General features: G+C 48.6%; 27 protein-coding genes and 1 pseudogene. 8 read left to right on the top strand and 20 right to left on the bottom strand.

Annotation, left to right across the window (positions count from 1 at the left end):
- Positions 1–47: 47 nt before the first annotated feature.
- Positions 48–794: pseudogene (locus tag JOE25_RS25030) on the bottom strand (IS110-like element IS4321 family transposase); the annotation flags it as partial.
- A gap of 62 nt (positions 795–856) precedes the next feature.
- Between JOE25_RS25030 and JOE25_RS25035 the strand changes: the two are divergent.
- Positions 857–1561, top strand: a complete 705-nt coding sequence (locus tag JOE25_RS25035) for an IS6-like element IS26 family transposase (RefSeq protein ID WP_047389788.1) — start codon at positions 857–859, stop codon at positions 1559–1561.
- Positions 1562–1753: 192 nt separating this feature from the next.
- Here the strand turns inward: JOE25_RS25035 and JOE25_RS25040 are convergent, their stop codons facing one another.
- Positions 1754–2788, bottom strand: a complete 1035-nt coding sequence (locus JOE25_RS25040; RefSeq protein ID WP_129941901.1) for a tyrosine-type recombinase/integrase — start codon at positions 2786–2788, stop codon at positions 1754–1756.
- A gap of 1134 nt (positions 2789–3922) precedes the next feature.
- Here JOE25_RS25040 and JOE25_RS25045 point away from each other — a divergent pair.
- Positions 3923–4873: a hypothetical protein gene (locus JOE25_RS25045; RefSeq protein ID WP_129941900.1), complete on the top strand. Its 951-nt coding sequence runs from the start codon at positions 3923–3925 to the stop codon at positions 4871–4873.
- Between the two features lie 25 nt (positions 4874–4898).
- Here JOE25_RS25045 and JOE25_RS25050 read toward each other — a convergent pair whose 3' ends face one another.
- Positions 4899–6416, bottom strand: coding sequence for a terminase (locus tag JOE25_RS25050; protein ID WP_129941899.1), 1518 nt, complete (start codon positions 6414–6416; stop codon positions 4899–4901).
- Positions 6406–7653, bottom strand: a complete 1248-nt coding sequence (locus tag JOE25_RS25055; RefSeq protein ID WP_129941898.1) for a hypothetical protein — start codon at positions 7651–7653, stop codon at positions 6406–6408. Before JOE25_RS25055 ends, JOE25_RS25050 begins: the two co-directional genes overlap by 11 nt.
- Before the next feature lie 205 nt (positions 7654–7858).
- Here JOE25_RS25055 and JOE25_RS25060 point away from each other — a divergent pair, with 205 nt between their 5' ends.
- Both JOE25_RS25060 and JOE25_RS25065 read left to right on the top strand, forming a co-directional pair.
- Positions 7859–8962: a ParM/StbA family protein gene (locus tag JOE25_RS25060; protein WP_129941897.1), complete on the top strand. Its 1104-nt coding sequence runs from the start codon at positions 7859–7861 to the stop codon at positions 8960–8962.
- Positions 8963–8964: 2 nt separating this feature from the next.
- Positions 8965–9444, top strand: coding sequence for a hypothetical protein (locus JOE25_RS25065; protein WP_129941896.1), 480 nt, complete (start codon positions 8965–8967; stop codon positions 9442–9444).
- On the opposite strand, the gene JOE25_RS25070 is transcribed toward JOE25_RS25065, so the two are convergent.
- Positions 9412–9900: a hypothetical protein gene (locus JOE25_RS25070; protein ID WP_209640239.1), complete on the bottom strand. Its 489-nt coding sequence runs from the start codon at positions 9898–9900 to the stop codon at positions 9412–9414. The genes JOE25_RS25065 and JOE25_RS25070 overlap by 33 nt on opposite strands.
- A gap of 423 nt (positions 9901–10323) precedes the next feature.
- Between JOE25_RS25070 and JOE25_RS25075 the strand changes: the two genes are divergently transcribed.
- The 4 genes from JOE25_RS25075 (at position 10324) to JOE25_RS25090 (ending at position 12328) form a co-directional block, all read left to right on the top strand.
- Positions 10324–10854, top strand: coding sequence for a hypothetical protein (locus JOE25_RS25075; RefSeq protein ID WP_129941894.1), 531 nt, complete (start codon positions 10324–10326; stop codon positions 10852–10854).
- A gap of 142 nt (positions 10855–10996) precedes the next feature.
- Positions 10997–11446 (top strand): hypothetical protein, encoded by a 450-nt coding sequence (locus JOE25_RS25080; protein ID WP_129941893.1) that lies wholly within the window; start codon positions 10997–10999, stop codon positions 11444–11446.
- Positions 11446–11733 (top strand): hypothetical protein, encoded by a 288-nt coding sequence (locus tag JOE25_RS25085; protein WP_129941892.1) that lies wholly within the window; start codon positions 11446–11448, stop codon positions 11731–11733. Before JOE25_RS25080 ends, JOE25_RS25085 begins: the two co-directional genes overlap by 1 nt.
- Positions 11726–12328 (top strand): GNAT family N-acetyltransferase, encoded by a 603-nt coding sequence (locus tag JOE25_RS25090; protein ID WP_129941891.1) that lies wholly within the window; start codon positions 11726–11728, stop codon positions 12326–12328. Before JOE25_RS25085 ends, JOE25_RS25090 begins: the two co-directional genes overlap by 8 nt.
- Before the next feature lie 92 nt (positions 12329–12420).
- Here JOE25_RS25090 and JOE25_RS25095 read toward each other — a convergent pair whose 3' ends face one another.
- The 15 genes from JOE25_RS25095 to JOE25_RS25165 all read right to left on the bottom strand — a co-directional run bounded on the left by JOE25_RS25095 (position 12421) and on the right by JOE25_RS25165 (position 21634).
- Positions 12421–12633 (bottom strand): hypothetical protein, encoded by a 213-nt coding sequence (locus JOE25_RS25095; RefSeq protein ID WP_129941890.1) that lies wholly within the window; start codon positions 12631–12633, stop codon positions 12421–12423.
- Positions 12634–13767, bottom strand: a complete 1134-nt coding sequence (locus tag JOE25_RS25100) for a hypothetical protein (RefSeq protein ID WP_165366463.1) — start codon at positions 13765–13767, stop codon at positions 12634–12636.
- Positions 13668–13925 (bottom strand): DNA cytosine methyltransferase, encoded by a 258-nt coding sequence (locus JOE25_RS25105; RefSeq protein ID WP_348539721.1) that lies wholly within the window; start codon positions 13923–13925, stop codon positions 13668–13670. The genes JOE25_RS25100 and JOE25_RS25105 overlap by 100 nt, the downstream gene beginning before the upstream one ends.
- Positions 13915–14286 (bottom strand): hypothetical protein, encoded by a 372-nt coding sequence (locus tag JOE25_RS25110; protein ID WP_129941888.1) that lies wholly within the window; start codon positions 14284–14286, stop codon positions 13915–13917. Before JOE25_RS25110 ends, JOE25_RS25105 begins: the two co-directional genes overlap by 11 nt.
- On the bottom strand, positions 14287–14838 hold the full coding sequence (locus JOE25_RS25115) for a hypothetical protein (protein ID WP_129941887.1): 552 nt from the start codon (positions 14836–14838) through the stop codon (positions 14287–14289).
- Between the two features lie 152 nt (positions 14839–14990).
- On the bottom strand, positions 14991–15500 hold the full coding sequence (locus tag JOE25_RS25120) for a 3'-5' exonuclease (RefSeq protein WP_242507344.1): 510 nt from the start codon (positions 15498–15500) through the stop codon (positions 14991–14993).
- A gap of 34 nt (positions 15501–15534) precedes the next feature.
- On the bottom strand, positions 15535–15837 hold the full coding sequence (locus tag JOE25_RS25125; protein WP_129941886.1) for a hypothetical protein: 303 nt from the start codon (positions 15835–15837) through the stop codon (positions 15535–15537).
- A gap of 8 nt (positions 15838–15845) precedes the next feature.
- Positions 15846–16307, bottom strand: a complete 462-nt coding sequence (locus tag JOE25_RS25130) for a hypothetical protein (RefSeq protein ID WP_129941885.1) — start codon at positions 16305–16307, stop codon at positions 15846–15848.
- Positions 16308–16335: 28 nt separating this feature from the next.
- A complete protein-coding gene (locus JOE25_RS25135) occupies positions 16336–17658 on the bottom strand; it encodes a hypothetical protein (protein WP_129941884.1) in 1323 nt (440 codons plus the stop codon).
- 568 nt (positions 17659–18226) lie between these two features.
- On the bottom strand, positions 18227–18538 hold the full coding sequence (locus JOE25_RS25140; protein ID WP_129941883.1) for a DUF4406 domain-containing protein: 312 nt from the start codon (positions 18536–18538) through the stop codon (positions 18227–18229).
- Positions 18526–19110: a VRR-NUC domain-containing protein gene (locus JOE25_RS25145; RefSeq protein WP_129941882.1), complete on the bottom strand. Its 585-nt coding sequence runs from the start codon at positions 19108–19110 to the stop codon at positions 18526–18528. Before JOE25_RS25145 ends, JOE25_RS25140 begins: the two co-directional genes overlap by 13 nt.
- A 640-nt stretch (positions 19111–19750) precedes the next feature.
- Positions 19751–20074 carry a hypothetical protein gene (locus tag JOE25_RS25150; protein WP_129941881.1) on the bottom strand — a complete coding sequence of 108 codons (324 nt, stop codon included), beginning with the start codon at positions 20072–20074 and terminating at the stop codon, positions 19751–19753.
- Positions 20074–20709, bottom strand: a complete 636-nt coding sequence (locus JOE25_RS25155) for an AAA family ATPase (RefSeq protein ID WP_129941880.1) — start codon at positions 20707–20709, stop codon at positions 20074–20076. The genes JOE25_RS25150 and JOE25_RS25155 overlap by 1 nt, the downstream gene beginning before the upstream one ends.
- Positions 20710–20948: 239 nt before the next feature.
- Positions 20949–21332, bottom strand: coding sequence for a hypothetical protein (locus JOE25_RS26620; protein ID WP_242507343.1), 384 nt, complete (start codon positions 21330–21332; stop codon positions 20949–20951).
- 101 nt (positions 21333–21433) lie between these two features.
- Positions 21434–21634, bottom strand: coding sequence for a hypothetical protein (locus JOE25_RS25165; protein ID WP_129941879.1), 201 nt, complete (start codon positions 21632–21634; stop codon positions 21434–21436).
- Positions 21635–21637 lie beyond the last annotated feature (3 nt).

Genomic DNA, 21637 nt, shown 5'->3' on the forward strand with positions numbered 1-21637 from the left:
TTCGCAAAACCAGATCAGTAATTCTTTAAACCGGTGTATTTCTGCCGTTATGCTACATAAGTTTGCTGTCGTGCCGTTAGGGCCCAGGCTATTCTGGCCAGCTTGTTTGCCAGAGCACAAGTGACGACAAAGTTGCTTTTCCGGCACAGTAAATCCCTGACCCAATCGGCCAATTTGCCAGACTGGTGTTCCAGTTTTTGTATGAATACCCTGGCACATTGAACCAACAAAGTTCGGATCTTTTTATTACCTCGCTTACTAATTCCCAGCAATGTCGTCCTACCTCCCGTGCTGTACTGCCGAGGTACAAGCCCTGTTGCCGCCGCAAAGTCACGGCTGCTGGCGTACTGCTTCCCGTCGCCAATCTCAGTTGAAATAGTACTCGCTGTCAGTGTTCCGACGCAGGGAATGCTCAGCAAGCGCTGTCCAACCTCATCTTCGTCCAACTTTCGTTTCAACTGGGATTCCAAATCTTTAATCTGCTCAACAAGATAGTGATAATGCTGTTGTAATTTCAGCAATAACTGGCTGAGGTAAAGAGGCAAACTATTGTCCTCAAGAAGGGTACTCAGTCGGCTAATAACGGCAGCTCCTCGGGGAACGCTAATGCCAAATTCCAGCAGAAAAGCATGCATTTGATTGGTTGTTTTTACCTTATCCTGAACCAGGGATTCACGGACACGATGCAGAGCCCGCATTGCCTGCTGAGATTCCGTTCTGGGCTGCACAAAACGCATAGACGGACGCGATGCAGCTTCACAAATAGCTTCGGCGTCGACAAAGTCGTTTTTATGGCACTGTTGCAAATAGTCGGTGGTGATAAACTTATCATCCCCTTTTGCTGATGGAGCTGCACATGAACCCATTCAAAGGCCGGCATTTTCAGCGTGACATCATTCTGTGGGCCGTACGCTGGTACTGCAAATACGGCATCAGTTACCGTGAGCTGCAGGAGATGCTGGCTGAACGCGGAGTGAATGTCGATCACTCCACGATTTACCGCTGGGTTCAGCGTTATGCGCCTGAAATGGAAAAACGGCTGCGCTGGTACTGGCGTAACCCTTCCGATCTTTGCCCGTGGCACATGGATGAAACCTACGTGAAGGTCAATGGCCGCTGGGCGTATCTGTACCGGGCCGTCGACAGCCGGGGCCGCACTGTCGATTTTTATCTCTCCTCCCGTCGTAACAGCAAAGCTGCATACCGGTTTCTGGGTAAAATCCTCAACAACGTGAAGAAGTGGCAGATCCCGCGATTCATCAACACGGATAAAGCGCCCGCCTATGGTCGCGCGCTTGCTCTGCTCAAACGCGAAGGCCGGTGCCCGTCTGACGTTGAACACCGACAGATTAAGTACCGGAACAACGTGATTGAATGCGATCATGGCAAACTGAAACGGATAATCGGCGCCACGCTGGGATTTAAATCCATGAAGACGGCTTACGCCACCATCAAAGGTATTGAGGTGATGCGTGCACTACGCAAAGGCCAGGGCTCAGCATTTTATTATGGTGATCCCCTGGGCGAAATGCGCCTGGTAAGCAGAGTTTTTGAAATGTAAGGCCTTTGAATAAGACAAAAGGCTGCCTCATCGCTAACTTTGCAACAGTGCCCTTAAAAATGGTTACGTGCGAAACTCCCACAGCGTCGCCAAGGTTCTGCTGAGTTAGGTTCAATTCTGTTCTTCGCGACCTAACGCGATCACTGAGGTAGTTAATTTTCATACAGTTAATAAAAAGCAAGGCTGAGCGTCTTACACCTTTGTTTTAGTTCCATTTTCCATCAGATCAAGCATGGCGCCTCTTTGGGCCTCTATATGCCTGATATAACCCATAAGTGTCTCAGTTTTCGTCCAGGTACCTTCCTGCATGATCTGCGGAACGCTGTAGCCGGCAGCAGCCATATCTTGCGCGGCACCTACGCGGGCACTATGACCAGTCCAACACGTATAACGATCTTTGTTGGCTTTTTTGTCGGTTTTCCCGAGTGATGCCCAGGCGTCGGAGAAAATCTTTTCTATCGCCGGCGCGCTTAGCGGAGTTGCAGTGTTGATGATCGCCTTGTTAGTTCGATGTGTTCTACAAAATAGAAATGCGTCAGGATGGTCAGATAACCCAGCTGCATTTATCCAGGACGTAAGCCGCTCGGTAGACAGGGCACTGAGTGATTTCGTTACCCCGCCGGCTTTCAGAATGGTCTTCGTATAAGTTACGTTCAGTATGATCCGCCCGTCCTGCGCCCGCTCAATATCACGAACGCGCAGACGGCCTATTTCACTCATGCGCAATAGGGTGCTATAGGCAACATGAAGAAATGCCAAATTACGGATTATCGCAACGCGATCCGAGTCAGCCCAAACGGCATCGATGCTAAGAAGGTCATCGCGGCGGAATGGGACTGCTTGCCCTGTCCGGTCACCAGAAACCAACGCAGATCTGCGGGTTAACCGCATGGCTCGAGCGATCGTCGGTGAAGCTGTGGGAGATACCACTTGGGCCTGTTTGTGAAGCATCGAGATCAGTGAAACATGAACTTCAATAGTGCCGACAGATTGGCCGCTATCTTCCAAGTGTGAAATATAGTCTCGAAGATCCGCGCTTTTCATAGGAAAAAAAGTCCGACCTTCTTTCGCCGCCCATGCCGCGACTATACGCATGACACTAATTAACTGCGCCCAGGTGTTCGTAGCGAAGGCACCTTTATCGCGGACGAACTCGCGTAGCCGCTGAGAAATATCGTCCTGCGCACCTACGGCCACCAAAGAATTCAGGTCTGTAATGCCGTTCATAATTTAATAGTCCTTCAATTTACAGTTGGTAGCGCTACGTGAAAAATAATAAGTCACCAGGGGTTTTCCCCGTCAGATTCTTTGTAGCGTTACCTAGCCCAATGTTGCTACTTTTTCCATCTGGTTGATGAAAACCACCAGCGGAGAGGGAAAGGCGACTATTCGCACATCTCAAATCCTGTCAGTGATTGGGACGTCACTTTTCACTGTTTCATGTCACGCCAAGTCTGTTTGGGTGATTTGCGAACAATCCTTGCCGGCAACGTGATTAAGCCATAGGTCGGTGACACAGAAAAAATTTTTCTAATGCGGACTCGTGACGATCGCCCCGCTCAACCTTCCATAGTCGCCCCTAACTTTATATAAGTCCCATTATATAAAGTTACCGCCAAGGAGTACAGAACCGGCTCAATTTTACTTAAGACGTTATCTTTTGGGGGCTAAGAACATTTTGTGATGTGTGCCATGGATATCCACACCTCATGGGTATAAACAATGAAGAATATCAACGTTTGTAATGCGTAAAAGTTACGTTTTCGTTTGTTATAATTTGTAATGGACAGCGATCTAAAACCAGATAAAATAGCGCCGATGTGAAAAACTAACTGACTATTATTGTAAAGGGAGTTTCGTGAGTTCTTTAACCTCGCCCGACGCTGAGCAAATATTGCAGTCGGCTAAGAATAACTTTATTAGCAGTAGGTCTTCTTCTTTCATCGCGGAAATGATGTGCATATTAAGTGCTGAGTTTCCGAGCACTTGTGTGCAGGAGGCACATCGTAGGATCAAAGCCCTTACCAACATTCATAATGCGCATTCAAATAGTTTTAGTGGTTAATTTTTAAAATATATTTGGCGTCTATGACCCCTTGTAGGGGTCGCTACTCCCTCCAGTAAATCCGAACCCATCCGACCACCCCCGTAGCGTTTTTCGGCCCTCTATGGGGGGGTGTAGGTGCGGAATCCTCTTAAATCACCACCTATCTCTACGATCCAGCAAAAAACATTCTCAATTCGCGTTGAAACGTATTAAAATAAAAAGTGTGTCTGTTTATCTAATAGATAATTAGAATTTTTAGATGTATCCAGAATGGATTGTGCAGCGTTAATTAACGTATGGGAATGAATAATAGAATGAATACTGCCCTGTTCGATACCGCGTTTAAAGCCTTTAAGGAAGTACGGAGGGAGTGGATTCAGATTTTACAGCGCTACGCGGTGTACATTAACGATACCGGAGACGGCGTGCAACGGCCAGTGGCGGTGATCGATGATCCCGAGGTTATGAAGCGCCTGAGTCACCTACAGCTTGAATGGGAGCGTTTTTACCTCCTGGCGGAATCTCGCCGGCTTAAAAAGTTGTCGCCGCTGCCGGTTTCGTTGTATTCACCGGTACCGGTCATCGCAAGTAGTGGTGACTTAGCTGCTGTCATTGTTACCCAGGCGGCCAATACCATGAAATGGCACAGAGACAAGGTGATCATGTCCCTGGAAAAGAAACTGGCTCAGCATGTCAAAATGCGCCGGCTGGTGGAGTCTGGTGCATTGCCACAGAGTGAGTTGCCTTTAATCAATGCGACCATTGCCGTATACGAAGCCGATCTTGAGCGCTTCAACGCTATGCCTGAAGGTACAATGCTCGTTCGCCGGCAAAGTGGATATACCGACGTTATCGTAAAAATTAAGAATGAAGCCTCACAAGATGAGGTGTCGACCTTGAGTTCTATCTTCGACGGATTTGTTGAAATCGAGGTTATTCGTGTTGGCGCCTATGGCTGCGTGGTGGATGGTTCCAAACTGAAATATGAGCCAGTTATCGACGACAAGACCACGGCGGAAACTCGTAGAAATGTATACGCCAATGTCACGCCAGTACCTTGTGCACTAATGAGTTCTAACGCCTCCTTATATCTGCTCGATGACGTGAACCGTGCCAAAGCAGAAGCGAAGCAAGCTGCCCTGGATGAGCGTCGTAAGACGAGTCGCCAGGTAATGCGAGCTTCTCGCGGTCATATTGATGAAGGCGCAGAAGAAAAGAAGCCGCTCCGCACACGGATTTCAAGCAAAGCTGTCCCCAAAAATTGACGCTTTCAAAGCTGCGAGGAAGAGGCTATGCCGCCCCTTCCTCTGCATCATCAAAGTCATCCAGGTATTTCAACGCATCCACTCGTACATTCTCCCTGTCGAAACCAACGTCATCATTTGCGGCCACAAAATCCACCAGCATCGAGAAGCAATACGTATCCCATAGGTCAGGTGACTTGATATTAAGTTTCTGACGCATTACGGTTTTTTTCATGATCACGTTCTGGCCCATCTCATTTATGTCGACGGGGATCTTACTGGCTTGTTCAGCTGTTTTAGGGTTCGCATCAAGACGCATACGACCGGACTTTATCGCATCCCTTGCCATAATGTTGGCAAAAGCGCGTTGGTTGGCAAATCGCTGTTTATCGTCGCGGGAGTGCATTGGTTTACCCCAATTTATACGAACAACAGGCACACCAAGGGACTCTAATTCCCTCACTGTTGCGTCGCCAATGCCGTCGGCATCCACGGCTATTGTTATGTTGGGGAACTTCTCTTGAGTGCATTCCTGGAAGATATAGTGCGCAAACTTCACGGGGTGACAGTCGCCGGCCATCTCCATTACCAAGAACGGAACTACTCGCCTGGTGTGGCGCCGACCGGACACCCTGAAAATACTCAACACTGATTTGTCGCGGCCGTTACCAACGTCACAACACGCAACCCAACCCCAGCCTTTATGGAGGCGTACTTTCCGCCGGGCTGCCCGTTCGCATTCATCACGCCCCAGCAGGAAGCCATGAGCATTTTTAGGGAACAGCCCAAGCACCTTGATTTGATACTCAGGGTTATCGCGGCCACCATACTCCAGCAGTTTGCTGCGTATAAACTTCTCATTTACCCAAGGGGACTCCTCAGAGTTAAGCGTAATAGCTGTAAAGTCGCCCCTTGGGTTTTCCTTGGAGCGGGCAAGCTTGTGATGAGAGTCGTAGAAATAGCCACTTGGGCGAGTTGGCTGAGATATCAGTAATAGTCGGTTATCGTCCTCTGTCAGGGCGCCAGTGATGATACCGAAAGCTTTGTCATTAACACCTGACGCTTCATCGATGATGTAAAACAGGTGTTTAGCGTGTTCGCCGGCAAGTGCCTCTTCATTACCACGGCGGAAGCCCTTTGGAATGACTGTCCAGCTGCCTTTATTGGCGATCTCATAGAAAGACGTATCGGTGATTACAAAGTAATTCTGGAGCCACGGTTGCCGGCGAACGCATTCATTCCAGTTTTGTTTTATATATTTGAAGATACCGGTCATAACCTGCTGGATTTTGTTCGCAACGATAATGACGCGCGCACCTGGGTAAAACATGAGGTAGCACAGGATCATGATAGAGGTCATGTCCGATTTACCCGTACCATGCCCGGATGCAACAGTTGTGCGGCTACCAGTATCTTGGGCGGCGTTGATAATCTCTTCCTGCTGCCAGCTGGGGATCTTACCGAACAGCTCCACGGCTGCCAGGCTCCAGTCATAGCGATAGCGGATTACCATATCCCGCCAGCGGGGGTCGGTGATGACCGAACGTATCGTTTTACGCGCCATCTTTTGCCCCTCCTGGCCCATACAACTCTTCGTCGGTTAGTTCGTCATCAAACTCCTCGTCAGACTCAAATTCACTACTTATAAACTCGCCCTCGCGTCCATCTCCATCGGCGTCAATATCTCCATAGCTACCTTCATCAACGATCTGCGCGACCATTGCTCGCCGTTCTGCAATGAATTCCTCTTTACCCTCCCTCATTGCCTTATGCTTTCTGGCTTCTGCATCGATTTGTTCATCATCGACGGTACTTGTATTGTCATCAGGCTCAGGTGGCTTGGTGGCCTCTATACGGGCTTGCTGCATCAAATGAGGGGGAACTATGCCTCCGTTTGCTTCGATGAACTCTGCCGTCTCCTGATAGCTCCAGTCGTGTTCCTTTTGTTGTTCATAGGCCACCGCAATCAGATTAAGAGTTTCCATTTTGATGCTGTGGGCCTCTTCCTCTCTGCGCGACTTCAACATCACTGAACGTAGTGCGCTCATCGATTTGGCTGTTTCACCGATCCCTACACTGACATTGAGTAGCATCTGTAGCGTTTTGTGTACCGGGTGCGTGCCTCCTTCATCTGGCTTGAACCCCTCAGCCTCCTCGTCTAACCGATCGAGACTACGATTGCGAGCGCGCTCCATGAGTTTTAGGTGGGAATAGACCATTGCAATTGAGCGAGCTTCTAGGGTGTTAATGAAGTTTGGATCTTGCATTTCCTCAAGGGTGTCCTCCACATCCTGGGGGCGAGGTGTTGCATAACGGCCATGAATAATGCACTCCTCGTTCATGTGTCCAAAGCGACGGCCGCCCCGCGCTTTAGGCACATGAAGCAGGGCCGCATCGTCCACCCCGTTCGCCGCCGGGAAAGTGATCTTTTTGTCGCTTGCGTGATCACGTGCTTTTCGTGATCGCTTATGGTCTGCCGCCTCAGCGCTAAATCGTGTATCACCAGAGCTGGTGCGGGTTCGTCGTGTTTTTTTGGGGGCAGTGATCACGTGATCACTTTCGTTCCCGATAGGATGATCACTTGAACGATCACGTTTGTGATCACCTTTAGAGGCCTTTCCTGCTGTCGCTTTCTTTGGTTTATTTTTTGTGGCCGGCTGCGACTGGTCTGCCGACTTCTTTTTTAGCTCTCTACGGGCCGTATTTGCGTTCAAGCCGTGGGCTTCTGCATATTCCTTGACTGTGATCCCTCGCTCATTTTGGAGCGCGGTAAATCTTTCTCTGTGCTCATCCCAGGTCATTCGATGCTACTCAGTGGCCTAATTTCAGTACGTGCAACGCGGTATATCAAAAGTGAGTAATGAAGCTGGCATTTTTAGATTTATCATGTTTTTGAAATCATTAATTAACCATTTGCAATCAAATATCATCTCTTTGCTTGAATGGATGATCGCAGTGAGATAATCTCTCACCGTGTTTTACCTAACAGAGAAAAAGGCGAAAAAAATGAGCAAAAACAAACCAGTTTATGTGGCTTTAGACTGTGGCTCTGGCAATGTTGCTACCGTAATGGAGAATAAGGGCGAGGTTCAGATTCGTGTAACTCCATCGTTTGTAGCGAGAGTGCTGGGACAGGCGAAAGAAAGCGACTCGAAGACTAACTGGGTTACAACGGGTGCCAGCGGCGAACTGGAAACCTATGCTGTGATGAATAAGGCTATCGGCGCCATTGATACCCGGACACCCGATTATCAACTGAGCGCGGCTTGTCGTGTGCTTGTAGTTAATGCTTTGGCACAGCTCAAACTTGGCGGCCGCAAAGTAGTAATCGCTGACACCTTGCCGGCAGACCAGTATTACGATGATAACAACGCCATAAACCGCCAGCAGATCGAGCTGAAGAGAAATTCCTTGATGACCGCGGTAACCAACGCCACCAGCGAAATTGCTTCACCTGATATCGTGTGTGTTGAAATTATGCCGGAAGCCGTGACCGCATATAATGCAGCCCTATACACTCAGGATGGGCAAGATAACCCGTTCCTGATAGGTGCCAAGGATGTAGCCATTATCGATATTGGCCGCTATACCTGCGATGTCGCACACTTGGACTGTGACAACCATACCCTGTTCTCCCGTGGCACAACCCCTCGCGGTGTTCATATCATGCTGGAAGCGGTCAAAATGCAGATGATTGACCAGGCAGAAACGATCGGTATCCCTGTGGAGAAAGTTCGCGTGATGACGCTCGATGACATCGACTCCATTGTCCGCAAGGGCTACTACGGTTCGAGCATTGAAGCCTTGAAGGATAAACGTGTGTATCTTGACCATATCATCTCGGCTGCGGCAGCTAGCTTCGCAAGTGAAATCAACTATGCTCTCAAAACGATTGTTAAGTCACTTGGCAGCATCGACGCACTGATTATTGTTGGTGGCGGCGCCTACTATATTGGTGGCTTGCTTCGAGAAATGCCTAACTTTGTTGCGGATTGGCATGATAACGTTGTGATACCCCACCAGCCAGAAACTGCGGTTGCACGAGGCGCCTACCTTGCCCTGCTGGCCCGGCATGATGTGGAAGAACAAACAACTGAAATTGAGGCTTAATTATGGCTGAAAACAAACGCCGGCTACTTCAGCTTAATCTGGATAAAGTTGCTGCTCACAGCTATTTTGGAAAGCGCTTTGTCGATAAGCACCAAAAGACTGATGCTCTGGTGTCCCGGCAGGCACTGCTGTTCAACTCGATCAGCATCGGCAATATGATTATCGAAAGTGGTTTGGATAGCGCCTTTAAGGCCCTGGATAATGCGACGTTTGCGAACGCCAGTAAGGCGGATCGAGCCGAAATGATTCTTCGAGCGTTGGAGCTATTTAGCGGAGTTAAAACCAACAGCGCCAAAATCCCTCAACAAGCTCATGAGCCGGTAGTGCAAAGGGTTGTTGATTCAGCGCCACCAGCAGTGAAAGCTGAAGAGAAGCCCGTGGATCAGACACCTGAAGTACCGGCTGAAGAATACAGTGACAGCGCCGAAACCACAAAAATGTCATTGCCGTTAAAACGTGATAAAGCCCGAACGTTTAGCTAATAGGCTGTGAAATAACTCCCTTCCAAAAGCCATCGCACTAAGCATGGCTTTTTCTTTTGCATCCCCCCTGAGTGTTTCCTTGATGATGGTCGTGGACAGATCAGTGCGTCGACCATTTCGGAACTTGAAGTAATGGCTGCTGATAGCTTTCAAGTGGAAAGTTCGCGGCCGGATCTCGTCATAAAGCACGCAATCCGCCTGGTTGGAACGGTAGAAACCTTTCAACCGTATGTAGATGTCATTTTTTTCTATGAGGAGGCCTGGATACGCTTTCTGGAGAAGAATAGTTAGCTCGGGGGCTGAGACAGGCCTATTTAGCCTCAACATAAAATCTGCGACTTCTGCACTGTTGATACGTGGGCGATTTTCCTGCATTGCGTCCTTCACTCTGCGTTGTTGCGTAAAACTAATTAAATACCATGCAACGATAATAGCGGGAGATTCACGACCATTCAAATACGCTGTTGAGCCGAATAACTCACAAGTGCTAAGACGGGCGTCGATTCTTCCGTTAATGCAATACTAATTAACTAATTATTTCGAAACCTCTCGCAGGCCATCTTCATTTTTCAGTACATTGCTCTGTTTTGTGCCATTTCAGGCCGAATCAAACCGTCCAAATCTTGCGGGGCTTAAATATGATTCCATTTATCTATCATATGATTAGATTTAACATGACCTCTGGGTGTCATGGAGGCGCACAGCTAGAGGTATAACCTCATATGCCAATGAACTACGCTTCAAATCGGGCTTTACCAGCGCCATTGGTTTTGTTCATGCCGTTGGCGTTTCACGGCTTATTCTTTCAGGAGAAATTTTTACACCCGCTTGCGTGAGTCATGGTCAATTACTAATAATTTTTTAAAGAGGGTTTGATAAATGTCCAATCTTTTAAATAATCACAACGATAGAGTTATAACTGGCGCGGAGCTTGCGGAGACTGGCTTATCTGTCATCGCTGATGCGATCAAAAATGAACTCATATCACTTGAGGTAGGTAGGATATTTGACGATATTTATGTTCATGCGGATAGACCCGAGGGGGTGGTTAGGATCAGTTATGTAATGTTTAGCCCAACAGTCCAGAATGAAGTTATAGCTAGGTGTTCATTTGTGCATACCGGAGAGAGCAAGGGCTTACCACACTTTCAAGTTGACTGGGCTGTTTTATCTCATTACAGATCAAAGGGTTTTGGGAAAGCGATTGCCTTCAAGGCATTAAGTGAATTTATAAGTGGGATGCTTCCGCATTCCGAAAATGGGTTCATTGTCGAAGCTGTAGTTGATGCTGGTAATGAAGTATCCATGAGTATAGCCAGACAACTTATCGGAGGAGAGGAAATCTTAACCAAGCCTGATACAGGAATGAACGCTCATAGTTTCCTGAAGATTTACTCGCCAAATTACTAACCTGACACCCTCGGAATGGATTTTTTTTAATCGATAAATGGCTTTTAACGGACAGTGTTGTCTACTAATCGTTTTTTCAGACAACCACCTCATTTTTAGCGTACGTTTTTGTACGGTTGGCCCTCAAACCCCGAGATCTGGTATGAAACGACATAATGCAATTACCATAGCCGCTACACTGCTAATGGCCTCTCAGGCACATTCCGCAACAAAATCCAGCATAGATCCCGCAGCAAAAGAAATAGTGTCAATGATGTGCCGGTGGGAATTGGACAGCGGTAAGCTGACCGAGCAAGCGCAACTCTTAACAGTCTATGAGAATGGTAAAGACAAATATTGGCTGGAGCTGCACCCGTCTGTTAAGGGGAGCATGCCGCCTATCGTGTACAAGCGCCATCGAGTAGGTGGTTTTGTCGAAGGTGAAAAGTACAAAGAGTATTTCTGGAAAGGCTCTAATTTCCGCCTAACGATGCTTCGAGATGCCATCTTGAGGAAAGGCGAAGTTATGCTGGGGCTAGAGGACGTTGATAATGCGGCAATGCCCGTCAGCAACGCAAAGTGTGACAATGTAACTTACGCGGACAGCAACTAATGAGCAGCGTTAAGTTCCTTCCATTCGTGGGCGGCCGCTACTACTCAAGCCGCTATGGCGTTCGTGTCCTGGTGCTTGGCGAATCCTACTGTGGCGACGCAGAAGACAATGCGCCGGACTTCACACAAAGCGTCATCAAGGATCACGCCTTTCCCGAATTCAACCGAGCCATAGCAAAAGCCCTTTTCCTGGCAGGCTCAATATTTGTTCTTCACCCCATAACTCTATCCGTTTCGCTGCTAACATCAGGCTTTGAAAAAATAACGAAGGATCCTTTGTATGACTGATACCGCAGCAAATGAGATAGCACCACATTTATCCTCAATCTTTGAAAATGAAGCCAGTGGGATTCTTCAGGATCTGATCGGTACTCCAACCCTAATGGGGATGATGATGTTTGCGACCGAGGAAGAAGTAAAAGCCGCGCGCAGCTACATCATTGGCATATTTGAAGAGTGCTACCGCGTCGGACATTTACGCATCATGGGTTCCGCTGATGATGGAGCCTTGTTCGGGTACGCCTTAATTTTTGGCCATCCATCGGAAAACTATTCGTTGTACTGCCATAAAATTTATGTGTATGAGCAATATCGTGGTAATGGAATTGGCAGCCTGCTGCTGGGCGGGATTCTTGCCCTTCCAAACGAAGTTGGTCTGGTTTGCTCGTCTGATCTCGTTCCTTTTTACGAATCTGCCGGAATGCACTTCAAAGGAAACTTCACTACGCCATCAGACGGGGGATTCACGAAAACTCGCGGTATGTATGCAGGTCTTTGCGTAATGAGCACTGATAGTGGTGAGGCTAATGGCCTGCCCATCTTCATGCTGAACGATAGCGACATTGATAACATCATACAGGCCATAGTATCAGCCAAAAAATGATCCCCATCCCCGGCATTGACCGGGGATTTCAATGATGCTTTTTTCCGCATGTCATTGTAAAGGGAGCGGAACGACCAGTGTCAGGCCGTTCTTTATTTCTTAGTCCTTGTATTCTTTTTCATTTCTTTTCGATATTCAGCCGCACCGTAAACAAAACTTAAAGCTCCAAACAGTAATGCTATCTTGCCGGCAGGTGCCGTACCCCATTCAGCGCCCCATGCCATGCCAACGATAATGCCCCAGGTGATGAATGCCGCTCCCACCAGCAGGGAGCGGAACATTGCGATTATTGTGTTTCTTACCATTCAGATTTCTGGCGCCGGCTGTGGGAGCATCGCCTTAAAGAGCTTCGCCCTGTCATCATGCTCCGCCCTTTCCTCTGGAGTCATAGCCTCCATTTCAGCGTTGTACTCAGCCCTGCGCGCAAGCGCCTCGAGGAGCACCCTAGTCGAAATACCTTTGCCGAACTTCAAGCCAGGCAGCAAATGCACGGGGCATGGCAGTCTTTCAGGATATGCCGGCGATTGTGGGGAGGCATAGAGTCGGTGAATCCCTTTGCCTAGCTGCATTCCAGCCGCTGTCCAGGCGACGGAGTGGTCTGCCAGAGTTTTGGCACCAATAGTCAGAAGGCATACCGGCTTACCATCTCGCAGTTGTGGCGCTGACGGGTTGATGCGAAACATTTCAACGATGCGCGACAATGACGTGAAGTTCATGAAAGGCACCGGCTGATGGCCCTTATACGTTCCAGGGGTGAACTCCATCCTAATGCCGCCAGTAACTTCCTTTACTGCATCTGCAATCTCATCGAATGCCACCGGATTCACATTGGCTGGCGCTAGCGGGGCGGTGAACAGCGGCACAATTCTAAACCCATCACCGGTATCTCTCCGCAGATCATTCAGCACCGGCTTTAATTCTTCAGCAGTACAGGCTACGCAATTTTCATCGAGCCAAGCAGATCCATCAGGGTTGCAGATGGCGTACATGAATGGCGCTTGCGCAGGCTGCGCCTCCCTTTGCTCTGGCGAAGCGGTGTAGACAATGCGGAATTGGCTTTTACAGGCCTCGTTGTATACCTCGCTGTAGATTCGTTCTTCGGCATCGTACCAGCGGCCGTCGTCCCAAATTTGATATATTTGCGTTGCTGCCACCGGCTGCGCCTCCCGGTTAGCCGCCCGAACCATGTCGATCAGCTTGCGGATTGTTGCACCCGTGCCGCCGACATCCTCCAATTTGCAGAGCAATTCGAAACCTGCATCCTGGTCATCGCCAACAGCCTCTACATGCACCGCGGCTTCATATATTTCCTGCATCGCCTCAGTCGTTAGTGTATGTGTCATGCATCCCCAATCGTTGAGTATTTCGTACACGGATACGTGAAAACCATCCCGTGGCAGCTGTCCTGCTCGAATACCAGCTCCTTTGAGATATCGCATTGCTTAATGTGATCCCCAAGATTGGCGCGGTAGGTTTTGCAAGCGTCAGCATCTAGTTCAAACGCCTGGTTAATTTGAATGCCGGCATCCATAAGGCCAATATCCATTAAGCCGGCGCCACAGAAGTAGGAATTGACTGTTATAGGGTTACGCACCATGACTCCCCCCAGAAACTACGCCATAATTTCCGTACCACCAGCCATCGTCAGCTTTAGTCAGCAGCATTTTTTTGACCGGCTCCCCTTCCCCTAAAATCTGCTCACGCGCCTTCTTCGGAACCGCGAATGTCATACCGACCTGTCCATTCAATTTTCGCTTGAAGTCGCCACCAGTTTTTAACCTGACCTTTTTTAATTCTGCATCTACCTGGAATTCAATCGTGGGCTGCTTTGGGCCTTCAAATACTGCAATCGTGATGTGACCGATTCCGTTCCTTCTGACGGTAACCGCTGGCGTCCTTCGAGGACACTGGTTCGGGCCGTTTCGTACCGTCATTTCATTTATTGATACAAAAGCCACTTAAGCGCCCTCTTCCAGTGACTGTGAAGGCCGCTCCAGAATCGCTTCAACGCTTTCGGAAAATGCCTCGGCGCCGCGCTCCTGGAAGGATTGTTCAACCTCATTCTGGAAAGCAATGCCGTCGGCTGTGTTCAAGTGGCCGTGACGATAGCCGGCAGCATAGACCTCACCGGCCGCTACTGAATGCGCTGAGGTTTCCAACAGAAGTGCGTCCATTTTGTTTTTCAGATCAAATACCGCTTGGTAAATGCCCTTATCTTCCACACCGAGCATTTCAGCGATCAACGTGCAGGTTTTTAACCCGAAATCCTTATCTTCTTCATTCTCAATTTGGAACGCATCAACCAAAGGAAATAGGCCTTCATCCGGGTAGTCGGTGCTGTATGCCACCAGCCCGTTAAATGCCTCTGCCCCCTCTTCTGGGGCTGCCGGGATGTGGCCCGACGTAATTGTGTATTGGGCGTCTAATATGTCTGATGTCGATTCAGAGACGAGTAGGCCCGTAAACTCTGCCAGATCTTTAACCTGGCGAGCCGAAATGAGGAGTTCCATACTTGTTTACCTTGATGAAAGTTAATCGTAGTTCTTTGTTTCTGGGCGGTTTTTAAATTCGTGGTCTGATGCGAACCCCACCCAAATCAACACGCCAACACCTAATAAGATGAATGGGAGGGCTTTATATAGGACTTCCCAAGTCAGCATCGTCAGATCCTCGGAAAGGTAATTTTTTGCCAAATAGCCGATACATATTTGACCTGGTGGATCGCGTCATCGAGGGCGTTGTGTTTTTCGCCTACAAAAGGCAGTTCTTTTTTTGGATTGAAGCCAATATCAAGGCCAGCTTTCACGATAGTTCGCACATCACAGTCATTCCAGAAGACCCAGAACGGTTTCACACCACAGCGTTGATAACCGGAGCGTAGAATTGTGTTATCGAAGGTTGAACCATTCCCCCACACCTGAACACGGTCTAAGTCACTACAATGGGACTGTATGAAGCCACCTAAACGCTTCAGCGCATCGACGTTCCTTTCGCGTGGTTTCGCTGTAACCGCTGCTCGAGCCGCATCATTCTGTGCCAGCCACCAATAGATCGTGTCAGCATCTGGTTTTGCCCCCAGTTCCAGCTCACTCACCAGGTCTATGACCGTATAGAAACTCGGCCCAACCTCTCCAGTCTTGAGGTCGAAAAATACTGCGGCGATCGTCAACATTGGTGCCTATGGGCCATTACCGAGGGTTTCAATATCAACCATTACGTTCTGCATTTTTATCCTTATTTTTTAATTTGCTGTGCGCCTTTGCTTGGAACCGGCCACAATGGAGTGCATTTGAAACCGCTCTATCTAATTCCGTTATTTCCGCTTTACATTCCCAGGGCTGGAGTGGTGTCTCTTCTATCCAACCGATCAACTGATCGTGAAAGAAAACATCCATCCGGCCCACGGTGCATTTCGTCGATATTCCTTCTTTCTGCTGGGGCCAATCATTGATGTGAGGTTTTATGATGAAGGCCAGGTGTTCCTCACGCAGGCGCTTCAACTCGGCCATAACATCCACTACTTATCGACCCCGGCAGCATGCCCAGCATTGATAACAGCCATACGTAGAGCCTTGATCGAGGTGCACCGGTGACGGAACACAAAGGACGCCAGGTAATCCACCAGCTCGAGGAACTTAAGACGCCTCTGTAAACGCTGACATTCGATCGGGGTTAAATCACCGACAACTGCCCGCGATTTAACGCTGTCCAGCTCACGAACTAATTCACTATTTCGAGCCATTAGAGAACGTCGATCATCAGTCAATGCGTCAATGGTCGCTTTATGCTCCTCAGCGGCCTGCTGGCGGCCTGTCGCTTCCGCTTTTGTGGTTAGCTTAAGCAGAGTCGTGAAAGAGCTACCAGCCATGCTCAGGGGCTTCCGAGTGTCGACGCCGACCGGAATCGTCACTTTCATGCCTAGCCATTCAGCCAAAGAGCGGATTTGCGAAAATGAAACCTGTTCCAATACTGTTTTCATCGTTCTTTCTCAGAATGTAATCAGGGAGTTATTTCTTGCCTTTGCGATGTTTCTTACTACGACCAACGGTCGGCGCGTCTGCTCTTCCTTTGGTTTGCCCGGATAGCCCAACCTGGCGACTAATAGTTTCTTCAATGGTGCGAGATGATTCAGGAAGCATTGGCTTCTCAATTTCAATGGGGCCAAGCTCTGCTTCCCATGCTTCCTTATAAACGTATGCAACCGAGCGGATCTTCCGGGCTGTTACTTCACCTATGCCTTTCAATTTTTCCAGGTCAGAGGTGAATGCATTGCCCAAGTGCGCCAATGTGGTGATTTCCAACTCGGCCATCTTCACTACGTCAGCTGGTTTTAACTCGGGAACGTCGACAAGCTTCACGCGGTCGGCATATTCGAAGAAGGACGCGAGATGAGGATTTGTTACCGCTACAAGTGCGTGATGCGCGCGCGTCAGCTCGTTATAGAGTTCTTGGGGGATCTCGTTCTTGAAAATAGCGAGGTTCTGGTACTGGACAATGCCCCACTCGCTAATGCGAGCAACAAGGTCTACGCCGTAGGTACTGCGTAGGTTGATATGGAAATTTAGGTTATTTACGAATGCTGGCTGATCCACATCACGTGGCGCATTCGGGTATTGCAGCGGATACATGAAGAAGTGCATGTAGAACTTTAGGCCCGGATTCGCACTACTCTGCCAGAAGCGGTCACCACAAAAACCGTTAATAATATCCTGCTCGCGGCGGGAATAATCGCGGTAGTGAAGCAGAGCAATATGATCCAACTGCATTTTGTTGTACGACAGCGAAGTTTTGTCATGCGCCGTCATTTCTTGACCCAAACGCTTACGCAACTGTGTGACTTTACCGCGCGCTTCGCTCAGTTCTGTTTCTGTGGTTTTCAGCTTTACGGTAAGGCGGCGCAGAGCTTCGGCATGGTCAGCCTTCAAGTCATCATGTCGTTGAGCTAATCGCTCTACCTCTCGCTCCAAGCTTCGTTTTTCTTCGGCGGTTATACCTGTGGACTGACCCAACTCAACACGAAGCAAATGCAACTCATCAGCTTTGATTGACAGCTGAAGGCGCAAGTTTGTAATGCTATTGTCTCGGGCCTCTACAGCATCCACCAGCTCGTTGTAACCGTCTGCCTCAGCAGTAGCAAAAATCGCAATGTTGCGAGCCAGGTCGGCTAAATCGGCCTCCATGCGCTCCATGCTTGCCCGGAACACTGAGTTACCTGCCACGCGGCTACAGAAGGTCGCTTCAGACGATAACATGTTGATTTGTGCAACCAGGATATCCGCATCTGGTACGAAGGCCGATTCCGGTTCAGCCACTAATAATGCGTCAGTCATTAGAACTCTTGCTCCCACTGCTTTTCTGTCATTTTTCCGCGATACACAACCTGTGCAAGTATCGCCCCAGGCTCCAGGCCTAATTCGTTCTTCAAAACTTCTATGCGACGGTAACCAAGGCGCTTGTGCCTGAACCGTACAGCTACCTGTTGCCGCTTTTTGTCACTTTGTTCAAACACCAACGAAAACCAGTAATACCTACGTTTAAACATCAAAACACCACGTTGTTAGCGTAAATCTAATAATATATTAGATATATTACAAAACACCGGATCGATTTGCATTAATTTTGTTAGTTTTACGCAACATTGATTATAGATTTTAGAGGGGTGGGGACGATATTGAAGCATTGAGGAAGGTCAGCAGATGACGTAACGCCAACCTTATCTATTGATATTACTTGATTTTTAGCGCACAGAAGCTGGATAGGGAAAATGCGACGATAGCGTTTAAAAGCACTGCAAAAGTGTCAGATGCCAGGCCGAACATATGGAGCGGCAGCATGTTTACTGTAAAAAATCCGGCAAATATCCCGGTCGCTACAATTCGACGGCGGGTAAAGAAGTCCTTAATCAAGAAGCCTCCGGGTCGTGTCGACCATAATTTTTTTATTCATCGCATATGCGTAGTTGTATTCCGCTACAGAAACCGGAGATTTTTGGAAGTCACGAGGAAACCAAACTACCGTGCAAGCCACCAGCATTGCCAGGCGCATCATGGATACCGTTTCAAGGGGCTGGCTAATCATCGTAACTGGAGGCTCTATGAGAGCATATCCCTGCTCTTCAAATGTCGCCTTCACGTTGCAAAGCCTAGCCCTCATTATACGGGCATCGACATCATGAGGAGTCGACAGATAAACACTCATCAAATCCGCCATACTTCATCACGCTCCCGCAGGGACATTGAGGCACCGGCCTCAAGATGCCAGTATGACATGATCACCTCGATAGCTTCATTATGCCCAACACACAGCGCACAGTAATAACCTTCTGATGTTAGGCGGTTCAGCCACTCTTTTTGTTCTTCTTTTGCGCCGCTCTTCCCATACTTCAACTCTATCCGCAAACCGTGATACTTACCTCGAGCGGCATCGAGCGACATATCCGGGTAACCCTTCTTTTGGCCCTCAGCCTTTAGCTTTCCTCCAGTCGCCTTGGTTCTTTGGCCCCCATTAGGCGTAGAGTGCAGCAGGTGATAAATTCCCTGATGGTGGCACTCGAAATAATAGAAAACTCTGACCTGTTCATAGTGCTCTTGTTGGCCCTTAATCCGGTCGGGATTCTTATCAAGCAAAGCCAACGCGATTGCATGCGCCGATTTCTTCACTGCGCTCTTAATCACTTCTCCCAGGACGTTGGCCTTTCCGCTAACTCGCGAGGTTGTACGACTTGATCGCCCCCCCATCTTTTTTTGACGATCTGCTAACCATTCCTCTGTGAACCTAATCATTGGAACCTCTCCGCGATCGACGGATTTCTTTGGCCTGGTTAAGCTTCGCCATAGGATCAAAAGTAGTTTTTCCGTTTTCAGCTGGTTCTATCAGCTTGCGGGGTGTACTCAATCGATAGATGCTACTGTCCGCGATTTTCCGTTCAGCTCTTGCCATCACTCACTCATCATAATAAAAAACTAACCTTTAATTAGTTTAACACCAACACCAGCAATTTATAACCGAGTGCTGATATCTACTTTTGCTACTCCGGTTTGAGCAAGCACCTCCGCATTCACGCGATCTACATTCTCACGCAGCCACTTCCCTGCCTCCATTTCCCCTCGAAATCTCTCGGGCGCACCAGGTATTTTTTTTCCTGGAGGTACACTGTATCGATCAGGTGAAATGGGGTCTACAGGGAAATATCCAACCTCAAAGTGTGGTGCTGCCGTTGCCCTCCATCCTCCAGTTGGGAAGTAGCCCGGTGTTACACGAGTAACGTAGAATAGGCCTGCGCTGCGTTTGAATTCTGTGCTCATATCAATCCTTTACCATGTAAAACTAATTAACTATTAGATTAACATTTTTACAGGCAAAAAAAAGGTACCAGAAGGCACCTTTATGAATTAGCAAGTATTATTTATGAAGTATGAGTTATTACTTATTAAGTTCGGCCAGGTATTTCTCTACTGCTTCTCGCATAATCGCACTGACACTTTTAGGGTTCTTCCCTGCTCGCTTATTGCTAAGTGCCAAATCTTCAATTTTGCGCTGTAGGGCCATTGGCAACGAAATAGCGGTGCGCGTCATCTGTTCAGCTGGTGCTGGGGCCACCGCTGGTGCCACTGACGCCTCTGGCTCAGCTTCGTGCTGCCCGTATGGTCGGTCTGACAGACGCTTAGCGAGGGCTTCAACCTCGGCTTCACTTGGTGCGGGGCGGCGATCTACCTGCACACGTTCGCTTGGTTTTTTAACAGCCATTAGAATACCTCGTCAATCAAAGACCAAATTTCGACTTTCGCTTTTTCATTGCCGGTTTCCAGCACCGATTTACCTTCAGCCATAACATCGCGATAAACCTTGCGGAAACAACTTTTTGAGTTCAATGGCTTGAGCTGGTCGAACTCTGCAACGTATTCCAGAAATTCGTTGCGCTCAGTCCCAGCTAAAATTACGTTCGTTGAGGCAATGCTTTGATAGCAATACGCCTTCAGTTCCGGGTTTAAGTCACGAACTTGGATTAACTGCTCTTGCAACTCAAGCATTGTGTCCAGATCCAGCTGTGAACACTGATGCGGTGCAATTAGCTGATGTGCCACGGTACATGCCGTGATCAGTTCCCGACTGTTACGCCCGGCCACATCCACTATGACGTGTTTGTATTTCTCGTCCAGGCTTCGCAGCGTTGCCGCGATGTTTCCTGTTTTCTGTATTAGGGTAATAAATGGCTGAAGGCCAGATGATTCACGCTCAGCATTCCAACGCGACGCCGAGAGCTGTATATCAGCATCCACCAGCACAACCTCTTCACCACGTAATGCAAGCCCCACCGCTATGTTTACGGCCGTGGTAGTTTTCGAACATCCACCCTTGTTTGCGCCAACGACAGTGATCATGCGAACCCTCGATATAACTTAATAATTTATACGTATGAGTTAACACTTATGAATTCATACGTATGAAATATGAACTGCGTGTCACTCTATAATTTGACTGATTATTATCCCAATAAATCAGAATGTAAAGTCATAATTTATATTTATAACTTATGAAGTATGATTTCATATTTAATAATTGAGCATTAAAAAGGGCGCATTGCGCCCTTACCTTCAGTGGTTCCTTAGTTAGAACACGCTCAGTGCTCACTGACCGGACTTGGAATGCTTGCCAGCATTGCAGCGCGGCAGGCGTTCCAAACCTCGGCGGCGATATCTCGCTCACTCTCGGTCATTTTGTAGGTAGAAACATAACCGGATAACGCCTCTACATTTTCCGCTGTCGCCTCATCCGGAACTGCTGGCGCTGGCGACTCTCGGCGTATCGAGGCCTTAAGCTGGAGGTCTTTATCTTCCAGCGCCTGCTCAGACCCAGTTAGCATTGAGTCGAGAGTCTCTAGCGCTTCCAGCAGAGCCAGTACGACGGCGGGGGTAGCAGCAGCGATGAATATCGCATCTTGTCCCGGAGTTGCGGCAAGTGCGGCAATTGCGGCCGCTTTCAGCTCTTCCAGTTGCTTATTCATTATGCACGCTCCTTCATGATTTCAGCCTTCTGCTCGGCGGTGAGGATGCCAACCGTTGCCGGGGCATCAAATATGAAAGCGCCCATACGGGCGCTAAATGGTTAGAGTGGGCTGTGTTCGGAAGGGTCGATAACGCCTTCAGCCTCGATGATTTCCCCGGCCAACCGCGCCAAGCGAAACCGCTCTTGCTCGCTAAATTCTGGGTGTTCTTTCAGAATTTTTTGATACTGAGCAAACTGCTTCGCACCTGTTAATTTTTTAGCGATCTGCGAAGCCAATTTACGAAATTTTCCGTATTCCATTGG

This window comes from Serratia sp. PL17 (assembly GCF_017832355.1).
Taxonomy (GTDB): Bacteria; Pseudomonadota; Gammaproteobacteria; order Enterobacterales; family Enterobacteriaceae; genus Serratia.

Coding starts and splice junctions, on each gene's coding strand:
- JOE25_RS25035 (WP_047389788.1), top strand. CDS start 857: ATGAACCCATTCAAAGGCCGGCATTTTCAGCGTGACATCATTCTGTGG.
- JOE25_RS25040 (WP_129941901.1), bottom strand. CDS start 2,788: ATGAACGGCATTACAGACCTGAATTCTTTGGTGGCCGTAGGTGCGCAG.
- JOE25_RS25045 (WP_129941900.1), top strand. CDS start 3,923: ATGAATACTGCCCTGTTCGATACCGCGTTTAAAGCCTTTAAGGAAGTA.
- JOE25_RS25050 (WP_129941899.1), bottom strand. CDS start 6,416: ATGGCGCGTAAAACGATACGTTCGGTCATCACCGACCCCCGCTGGCGG.
- JOE25_RS25055 (WP_129941898.1), bottom strand. CDS start 7,653: ATGACCTGGGATGAGCACAGAGAAAGATTTACCGCGCTCCAAAATGAG.
- JOE25_RS25060 (WP_129941897.1), top strand. CDS start 7,859: ATGAGCAAAAACAAACCAGTTTATGTGGCTTTAGACTGTGGCTCTGGC.
- JOE25_RS25065 (WP_129941896.1), top strand. CDS start 8,965: ATGGCTGAAAACAAACGCCGGCTACTTCAGCTTAATCTGGATAAAGTT.
- JOE25_RS25075 (WP_129941894.1), top strand. CDS start 10,324: ATGTCCAATCTTTTAAATAATCACAACGATAGAGTTATAACTGGCGCG.
- JOE25_RS25080 (WP_129941893.1), top strand. CDS start 10,997: ATGAAACGACATAATGCAATTACCATAGCCGCTACACTGCTAATGGCC.
- JOE25_RS25085 (WP_129941892.1), top strand. CDS start 11,446: ATGAGCAGCGTTAAGTTCCTTCCATTCGTGGGCGGCCGCTACTACTCA.
- JOE25_RS25090 (WP_129941891.1), top strand. CDS start 11,726: ATGACTGATACCGCAGCAAATGAGATAGCACCACATTTATCCTCAATC.
- JOE25_RS25095 (WP_129941890.1), bottom strand. CDS start 12,633: ATGGTAAGAAACACAATAATCGCAATGTTCCGCTCCCTGCTGGTGGGA.
- JOE25_RS25100 (WP_165366463.1), bottom strand. CDS start 13,767: ATGCGATATCTCAAAGGAGCTGGTATTCGAGCAGGACAGCTGCCACGG.
- JOE25_RS25105 (WP_348539721.1), bottom strand. CDS start 13,925: ATGGTGCGTAACCCTATAACAGTCAATTCCTACTTCTGTGGCGCCGGC.
- JOE25_RS25115 (WP_129941887.1), bottom strand. CDS start 14,838: ATGGAACTCCTCATTTCGGCTCGCCAGGTTAAAGATCTGGCAGAGTTT.
- JOE25_RS25120 (WP_242507344.1), bottom strand. CDS start 15,500: ATGTTGACGATCGCCGCAGTATTTTTCGACCTCAAGACTGGAGAGGTT.
- JOE25_RS25125 (WP_129941886.1), bottom strand. CDS start 15,837: ATGGCCGAGTTGAAGCGCCTGCGTGAGGAACACCTGGCCTTCATCATA.
- JOE25_RS25130 (WP_129941885.1), bottom strand. CDS start 16,307: ATGAAAACAGTATTGGAACAGGTTTCATTTTCGCAAATCCGCTCTTTG.
- JOE25_RS25135 (WP_129941884.1), bottom strand. CDS start 17,658: ATGACTGACGCATTATTAGTGGCTGAACCGGAATCGGCCTTCGTACCA.
- JOE25_RS25140 (WP_129941883.1), bottom strand. CDS start 18,538: ATGGCGGATTTGATGAGTGTTTATCTGTCGACTCCTCATGATGTCGAT.
- JOE25_RS25145 (WP_129941882.1), bottom strand. CDS start 19,110: ATGATTAGGTTCACAGAGGAATGGTTAGCAGATCGTCAAAAAAAGATG.
- JOE25_RS25150 (WP_129941881.1), bottom strand. CDS start 20,074: ATGGCTGTTAAAAAACCAAGCGAACGTGTGCAGGTAGATCGCCGCCCC.
- JOE25_RS25155 (WP_129941880.1), bottom strand. CDS start 20,709: ATGATCACTGTCGTTGGCGCAAACAAGGGTGGATGTTCGAAAACTACC.
- JOE25_RS26620 (WP_242507343.1), bottom strand. CDS start 21,332: ATGAATAAGCAACTGGAAGAGCTGAAAGCGGCCGCAATTGCCGCACTT.
- JOE25_RS25165 (WP_129941879.1), bottom strand. CDS start 21,634: ATGGAATACGGAAAATTTCGTAAATTGGCTTCGCAGATCGCTAAAAAA.